10 protein-coding genes and 3 tRNA genes are annotated in these 6,843 nt (G+C 34.4%); 5 read left to right on the top strand and 8 right to left on the bottom strand.

The genetic code is table 11. The features are described 5' to 3' along the window. The first annotated feature begins 29 nt into the window (after window positions 1–29). Window positions 30–102 (top strand) — tRNA-Val (locus tag LMB56_RS07375). Window positions 103–141: 39 nt separating this feature from the next. Further along, a tRNA-Gln gene (locus LMB56_RS07370) sits at window positions 142–213 on the top strand. 119 nt (window positions 214–332) lie between these two features. On the opposite strand, the gene LMB56_RS07365 is transcribed toward LMB56_RS07370, so the two are convergent. Together LMB56_RS07365 and LMB56_RS07360 are read right to left on the bottom strand one after the other, a co-directional pair. Continuing rightward, window positions 333–686 (bottom strand): hypothetical protein, encoded by a 354-nt coding sequence (locus LMB56_RS07365; protein WP_229283444.1) that lies wholly within the window; start codon window positions 684–686, stop codon window positions 333–335. A 133-nt stretch (window positions 687–819) separates the two neighbouring features. Then, window positions 820–1,467 (bottom strand): DsbA family oxidoreductase, encoded by a 648-nt coding sequence (locus tag LMB56_RS07360; RefSeq protein WP_229283445.1) that lies wholly within the window; start codon window positions 1,465–1,467, stop codon window positions 820–822. A 318-nt stretch (window positions 1,468–1,785) separates the two neighbouring features. Here LMB56_RS07360 and LMB56_RS07355 point away from each other — a divergent pair, with 318 nt between their 5' ends. Then, window positions 1,786–2,640 carry an alpha/beta hydrolase gene (locus LMB56_RS07355; RefSeq protein WP_229283446.1) on the top strand — a complete coding sequence of 285 codons (855 nt, stop codon included), beginning with the start codon at window positions 1,786–1,788 and terminating at the stop codon, window positions 2,638–2,640. A gap of 101 nt (window positions 2,641–2,741) precedes the next feature. Here the strand turns inward: LMB56_RS07355 and LMB56_RS07350 are convergent, their stop codons facing one another. The 3 genes from LMB56_RS07350 to LMB56_RS07340 form a co-directional block, all read right to left on the bottom strand. Further along, complete coding sequence (locus tag LMB56_RS07350; RefSeq protein WP_003674050.1) at window positions 2,742–3,014, bottom strand: helix-turn-helix domain-containing protein; 273 nt, start codon at window positions 3,012–3,014, stop codon at window positions 2,742–2,744. Further along, the gene (locus LMB56_RS07345; RefSeq protein ID WP_003674052.1) at window positions 3,014–3,379 is read right to left on the bottom strand and encodes a type II toxin-antitoxin system RelE/ParE family toxin; all 366 of its coding nucleotides are present in this window, start codon (window positions 3,377–3,379) and stop codon (window positions 3,014–3,016) included. Before LMB56_RS07345 ends, LMB56_RS07350 begins: the two co-directional genes overlap by 1 nt. Before the next feature lie 312 nt (window positions 3,380–3,691). Beyond that, a tRNA-Arg gene (locus LMB56_RS07340) sits at window positions 3,692–3,763 on the bottom strand. A gap of 168 nt (window positions 3,764–3,931) precedes the next feature. Here LMB56_RS07340 and LMB56_RS07335 point away from each other — a divergent pair. Together LMB56_RS07335 and LMB56_RS07330 are read left to right on the top strand one after the other, a co-directional pair. Beyond that, complete coding sequence (locus LMB56_RS07335) at window positions 3,932–4,294, top strand: LapA family protein (protein WP_229283447.1); 363 nt, start codon at window positions 3,932–3,934, stop codon at window positions 4,292–4,294. 20 nt (window positions 4,295–4,314) lie between these two features. Further along, complete coding sequence (locus LMB56_RS07330) at window positions 4,315–5,133, top strand: HAD-IIB family hydrolase (protein ID WP_229274548.1); 819 nt, start codon at window positions 4,315–4,317, stop codon at window positions 5,131–5,133. Window positions 5,134–5,193: 60 nt separating this feature from the next. On the opposite strand, the gene LMB56_RS07325 is transcribed toward LMB56_RS07330, so the two are convergent. The 3 genes from LMB56_RS07325 to LMB56_RS07315 form a co-directional block, all read right to left on the bottom strand. Then, the gene (locus tag LMB56_RS07325) at window positions 5,194–5,676 is read right to left on the bottom strand and encodes a nucleoside 2-deoxyribosyltransferase (RefSeq protein ID WP_004562256.1); all 483 of its coding nucleotides are present in this window, start codon (window positions 5,674–5,676) and stop codon (window positions 5,194–5,196) included. 75 nt (window positions 5,677–5,751) lie between these two features. Further along, window positions 5,752–5,907, bottom strand: a complete 156-nt coding sequence (locus tag LMB56_RS07320) for a hypothetical protein (RefSeq protein ID WP_229283448.1) — start codon at window positions 5,905–5,907, stop codon at window positions 5,752–5,754. Window position 5,908: 1 nt separating this feature from the next. Continuing rightward, window positions 5,909–6,772, bottom strand: a complete 864-nt coding sequence (locus tag LMB56_RS07315) for an alpha/beta hydrolase (RefSeq protein WP_229283449.1) — start codon at window positions 6,770–6,772, stop codon at window positions 5,909–5,911. Window positions 6,773–6,843: the final 71 nt, after the last annotated feature.

Below are 6,843 nucleotides of genomic sequence, written 5' to 3'. Positions count from 1 at the left end.
TGGGTTCAAATCCCGCACGGGTCACTTTTGGAGGATTAGCTCAGTTGGGAGAGCATCTGCCTTACAAGCAGGGGGTCACAGGTTCGAGCCCTGTATCCTCCATTGAACAATTTTAATAGTTGTTCAACATTTTAATATAATTGGGCTATAGCCAAGCGGTAAGGCAACGGTTTTTGGTACCGTCATGCGCTGGTTCGAATCCAGCTAGCCCAATTAGTCTAAAACAGTGAGTAAAATTACTCGCTGTTTTTTTATTTTATTAGAAAAAATAGGCAATCTAATAACGTAGGCTAAAAGCGAACATCATTGGATTGCCCAATAACTAGCATAATTTATTCACGTCGTAACATAATATGCCAGACAAAGAAGCCGACTCCGATAATTAATGCCAACCATGCCCATAGTTGCAATGGAAGATAGATAGTACACGTTAACAAACCTAAAACCCAACTGATTAGCATCATCGATAATCCAGCAATATCGCCACCTAAACCATCAATACCACAAGTAGCGATATAGACTATTCCTGATGCCAGATATAATAGTGAAACAATTAATTCGGCTGTTCCAGCATAAATATGGATTGCAGGATTAGGATTCCCAAAACCTCTTACAATCGATTGAACAAATATAATAATGGCTAATACAATCATAATAATTCCTACAATAAGTTTTGTTAACTTCATTCTAAAGACCTCCTCAAGTCTTATTCTACCCGGATGATTAGAATTTATAAAGAATTACAGTTCTTCTATTTACAAATAGAGCAGGGGGGAACAAAAAAGCAAACCAGAAATTATCTTCTGATTTGCTTGAATTCTATTTAGTTGTATTTTTTACTTTTTTCAAGGCTTCTAAAAATACTTCGTAAGGTTGCGCACCAGTGATTGAATACTTATTATTAATCACAAATAGCGGTGCACTTGGCATTCCAATCATAAATGCGCGCCGTTCGTTTTTTCGAACTTCATCTTCATACTGATTAGATTCAAGAACTTTTTTAACATCAGCAACAGGTAGTCCGATTTCATTCATTGCAACAGTTAGAGCTTCATAGTCCGCGATTGATTCATTATCATTAAAATAAAGTTGATAAAGACGTTTAACAGCCTTATTAAGTAATGCTTGGTCATTTAAACTCTCAATGTATTTTATTAAGCGATGAGCAGCTAATGTATTAACAGGAATCGCATTTTCCATCTTAATTGGTAAATCAATATCGGCAGCAAGTTGATCAATTTTATGTATTTGTGTAGCAGCTTCTTGCTTAGTTAGTTGATGAGTTTTTGCATAATATTCTGTCATTGATAACTCAGTTGTTGTTGGCAACGTTGGATCTAGTTGAAATGACATAAATTTTAATGGTGTCTGATCGGCAATCTTTAATTCTTTAAGCGCTCGTTGTAATTGTGTAATTCCCATATAGCAATATGGGCACGCAATATCAGCCCAGTATTGAATTTCCATAAGATGATCGCTCCTTATAAATATATACTAATTTAATCTAACCATAAAATAAGCGAAGTTGCTAGTAAATACGTAAAGAGGGAACGATTTATTTTAAAATTAACCTGTCATTAAAATTATAGTTTTAATGCGACTGAATTTAAAATTCCCCCCAGAATATCAATTTTTAGCTTTCTCAAAAGAATTTATTTAATGCTTATTTTTAACTTTAATAAAACTTTCTAAACAAAACTAATACTTTTGATTTATGTTTTAAAATATTTATGTAATACTATTGCTGAAGTCTATGTCAAAAGTATTTTAAAAGGAGTTTTTATTATGAAACATACGCTTAAAGTTGACCAAGTACGTGACGGTTTATGGCTAGATTCAGACATTACATATACGCAAGTTCCTGGATGGCTTGGTAATACAACGCGTGATTTGAAGCTCTCAGTTATTCGACATTTTCAAACTAATGACGATACACGTTATCCGGTAATTTTTTGGTTTGCTGGTGGTGGCTGGATGGATACTGATCACAATGTTCATCTACCAAATTTGGTTGATTTTGCTCGGCATGGTTATATTGTTGTTGGTGTCGAATATCGTGATAGCAATAAAGTTCAGTTTCCTGGGCAATTGGAAGATGCTAAGGCTGCCATTCGTTATATAAGAGCTAATGCCAAGCGCTTTCAAGCTGATCCTAATCGGTTTATTGCGATGGGAGAATCAGCTGGTGGTCATATGGCAAGTATGCTCGGTGTTACTAACGGTCTTAACCAATTCGACAAAGGTGCTAATTTAGATTACTCCAGTGATGTTCAAGCAGCGGTTCCTTTTTATGGTGTAGTTGATCCCTTAACCGCTAAAACGGGAAGTGCATCAAACGATTTTGATTTTGTTTACCGTAACTTGCTTGGCGCTGAGCCTGAAAACGCTCCCGAGCTTGATTCTGCTGCAAATCCCCTCACCTATGTAAATTCTACTTCTACGCCCTTTCTTATCTTTCATGGTACGGAGGATGTCGTTGTTCCAATCAAGGATAGTGAAAAGCTTTATGATGCATTAGTTGAAAACAACGTTCCTGCTGAATTATACGAAATTGAAGGTGCAAGTCACATGGATGTAAGATTCCTTCAACCACAGGTATTTAAAATTGTAATGGACTTTTTAGATAAGTACTTAATTTAAATAAAAACTCCGATAAAGCGCTGATATAGCACCACTTTATCGGAGTTTATTTTTTGCACATTATGAAATTATTTCACGGTGCAATTATTGTTAATATTTATCTACTTGGCTTCCATCAATGGAGAAATAGATAATTTAATTTGTAAACCTAATCCAGCAGCATATTTATTTAATGTAGGCAGCGTTGGAATTGAATCTAAATTCTCGATTTTAGCCAATTGAGGTTGTGTCATACCGATTTTTTTTGCAAATTCTGTTTGCGAAATGCCCTGTTTAATTCTTTGTACTTCTAAAAAAGACAAGGTATCAATAATCGATAATTCTTCTTTTGTTGCAACCGTTTGATGCTTATCTATATCTTCCCATTTTCTCATTATTTGCCCTTCCTTTCGTACCAATCGTCAAGTAGTGACAAGGCTCTTTCTATCTGACGAGGATCTGTTTCATCCTTTTTCTTAGTATAATGATTTAATAATACAAAATTATTTTTCTTCCACACTCCATAAAATACTCTTTCTGGCATAGGTCGTAACTCCCATAGTTGATGCCTATAACCCTTTAATTTTTTTGCTTGTGGTGTATGTAACACAGGACCAAGAGCTTGTAACATCTTGATTTGATGGCGCATTTTTAAATAAATTGCTTTATCTTGCTTTTGTTTACTTTGCGAAATTTTCTCGAAATAATCACCAATTTCACTATTTCCATTTTTATCTTCGTAAAAAACTACTTCATACATGCACTATTTCCTTTATCATAGCTTATTTATTACTAATTATAGCAAGATTGCTATGACTTTACTACTATTAAATTTTTACAATCACCATAATCAACAATTTTTCTATTGAAAGTACCCGCACACTTGATTAAATAAAATAAGTTTACGACAATGATTATTTTTGGTGCACAAAAATTACCGAATTGCACCATTTGTGCACCAAACTTACAAACTTTCACCATTTCATACCGTTTTAACTAAACAAAAGCTCCGATAAAATGCCGTTATATCAGCATTTTATCGGAGCTTCTTTTTTATACAATCTTACAAAAATGCGTCCCCCGAGAGTCGAACTCGGATCATGAGGACCGAAATCTCATGTGCTATCCATTACACTAAGGACGCCTTATATTTTTATTTTAGCGCATTTATTAAAAAAATAAAGCTAATTTGTCAATTTTATTTAAAAAGTACAAATACCGATGACGCTTATTTATTCCCCCTTCTCCTTTACCAGCACTTCTTAAGTTAATATAATAGATATGTTACAAAAATCATGAGGGGGAATTTTCCATGAAAAAGCAATCTACAACCATTGCTTCAATCGTTATTTTAATTATAATCGCTATCTTTGCACTATTAAATACAGCAACCGTAGTAGTCAATCTTTTTGGGGCCCAAGTAAAGATGCCCCTAGTGCTGCTAATTTTTATCTGCTTACTTATTGGAGCTATTATTATTTACTTACTATCATTTTCCAATCACCTCAAAACTAATAAGCAATTAAAAGAATTACAATCATCGCGTGTTAGTAAGGACGAATTAAAAAAGTATCAGAAAAAGATTGATCAACTGCAAAAAGAAAATGTACAGTTAAAGCAACGACTTAAAAATCAAACTACTGTAGAAAAAACACAAGATTCTTCTGCAAATTAGTGTTTCAGAGAGGTAATTAAATGGGAAAATATCGTTTTATTGCGATCGATGTTGATGGTACCTTACTAGATGATAATGATAAATTCGACGTTAACCGTTTAAATAAAGATATTGAACTATTACAACAGCAAAACTACCACTTTATTATTGCGAGTGGGAATAGTTACGATGCATTGTCAACGATCTTTCGGCCTTGTCCACTTGTAAAAGAATTTGTAGCAGAAAATGGTGGACGACTGATAATAAACGGCAAATCCGTCTATGGCAAGACTCATTCAATTGCGACGCTGCAACAGCTTCATACTTTTATTAAGCATACGTTTCCTAAACCTGATATCTTATCTTTATCTGGTGAAACACAAACAATCCTTGCTGAACAGTATCGAGATGTTCCAGTCCCTTTTTATCCCCACCACACATATTTTTCTGATCTTCAAAAAATCACTGAACCAATTTATAACTTAAACATTGGCTGGGCCAAGCGCAAATTACCCCAAACTATTATCCAAGGATACGTAAATCAATTAAATGAACAGTTTTCAGGCTTAATTCAAGCAACTTATAGTGGAGCTTATGGCATTGATATCCTACCAGCGGGTGTAAATAAGGCCTTAGGATTAAAAAGACTAGTTGAGAACTACTTAAACGGAACTCTAGATCAAATAGTTGCTTTCGGGGATACTTCAAACGATATTGAGATGCTATCAGAAGCTGGCTATGGATATGCAATGAAAAACGCTACAGCTGACCTGCTGAAAGTTGCTGATAAAGTTACAAAATACGATAACAATCATGCTGGTCTATTATCAGAGATTGAACATCAATTCATTAACCGTTAGAGATATTATGTAAACTAGAATTCAAAAAAAGATGCGCGAGTTAAAATCGCACATCTTTTTTTAATATACTCCACCATCATAGAAGTTGTAAGATGGCTTATTAAAATCGTAATTAGGAAGTTCTGACATTTTAATGAAATTATCTGCAATTCCCCAACTCATTAAATTAATTGGTTTACCAAAGTCCTCATCAGGAATCACTACCATAATATATTTGCCTAGTGCGCGTGCCATTCCTAATTCAACACCCATTCCTACATCTTCTTCTTCAGGAATGTAGACTGCTAAAAGCATATCAGAAGTTGAAACTCCTACACGATCACCATTGTAAGTTGCTGTACTCCATTCGCGATCTTGCAAAAGCTCTGGATGTTCATCAACCCGTAATCCTTTATATTGGTGTTGTAATGGCACATAAGAATTCTCTACATCTACTGTAGGGTTAGCCTTAATTGCATTCATTGCATCCTCATAAGCTTTATTTTGCTTGTCAGTAAACCACCCTGCACAGAAATATACTGTCTTACTTTTTTGATTTGTCATTAAGTGAACTCCCCTTTAATTTTTGTACAGTTAAGATTCTATCATGGAATAATAAACTTAACCAATTAGGATTTTTTAATCTTTATTGAGAGCGGTAATAATTAACTGCTTGGCTGCCTTTGAAACTGAGATATCTTTTTTATCTGCATATTCTTTTAATCGTTGGTATAGGGCTAAGTCATCAGGTCCACGCCATATAATTCCTGTTACTTGACCGTGTTCTTTATTCATTTTAATTCCTTCCCCATAAAATGTTAGCGATATTGTTTAAAATTTTTGTTCGATGATGTAATTGATAGTGAGTGGTTTTTGGATACACTTTTTGATGATACTCAATCGATGGATGAGCTTTAATTAATGATTTTAACATTTCTGATTGGATATGCGGAACAGCACCATCAGTTGTTTTACTGCCTTCTTCACTACCCATTAAATTATAAATCTCAACAGGATAATTCAGCTGCCAATTTTTCATCTCCAAAAATAATTGGTGAAAATTTTTGTCCGTCGATTTATTAACCAAATGATAGCGGTATTTTAACTGATCGCTAAGGCTTTCTTCAACTGGTACCCCTAAAAAGACTACTTTATTCAACCGCATATGATCTTGAAGATATTTTGAACCCATATAAGCATGAATAAATTCTGTGCCCCCATATGAGTGAGCAACAACATTAATTTTCTGCATATGGTAGTGTTTCTGCAAATAGGTCAAAACAGTCGTCAGTTGCTTGATCTGTGGATGGTAGGTACCATTATAGTTCCAAGTAAATAAAATTTGAATTAAGGCATTCTTTTGCCCGTGAAAGTCCCCCTCAGTCCAGATACGTCCGTTAGGGGCAACCCAGATCGTTAAAACTTTTTGCGCAATATTTTTTTGCTGATAATACTTAATCATCTTGTTATAAGTAATTGTACTTCCACCCCAACCAGGAATAAGCAAGGTTGGAACAGAAGAATACTCCAGGTTACTTTGATAATTTTGTGGTGAAAGGTGCTGACCAGGAGTTCCGCGTAATAGGAAACCCTGAATGCCAAAAGCAAGAAGAATTAGACTACCAATACTAATTCCGACAATTTTTAACGATTTTTTCATCAAATCATCTTCTTATCATTTCATTTTGTATTTTACTCTTATTATACGCTTGAAAATTATAAAGAGGATGA

This window comes from Limosilactobacillus reuteri, assembly GCF_020785355.1.
Taxonomy (GTDB): domain Bacteria; phylum Bacillota; class Bacilli; order Lactobacillales; family Lactobacillaceae; genus Limosilactobacillus; species Limosilactobacillus reuteri_I.
The sequence above is the reverse complement of the archived record's forward strand: the minus strand, read 5'-3'. Positions and strand labels throughout refer to the sequence as shown.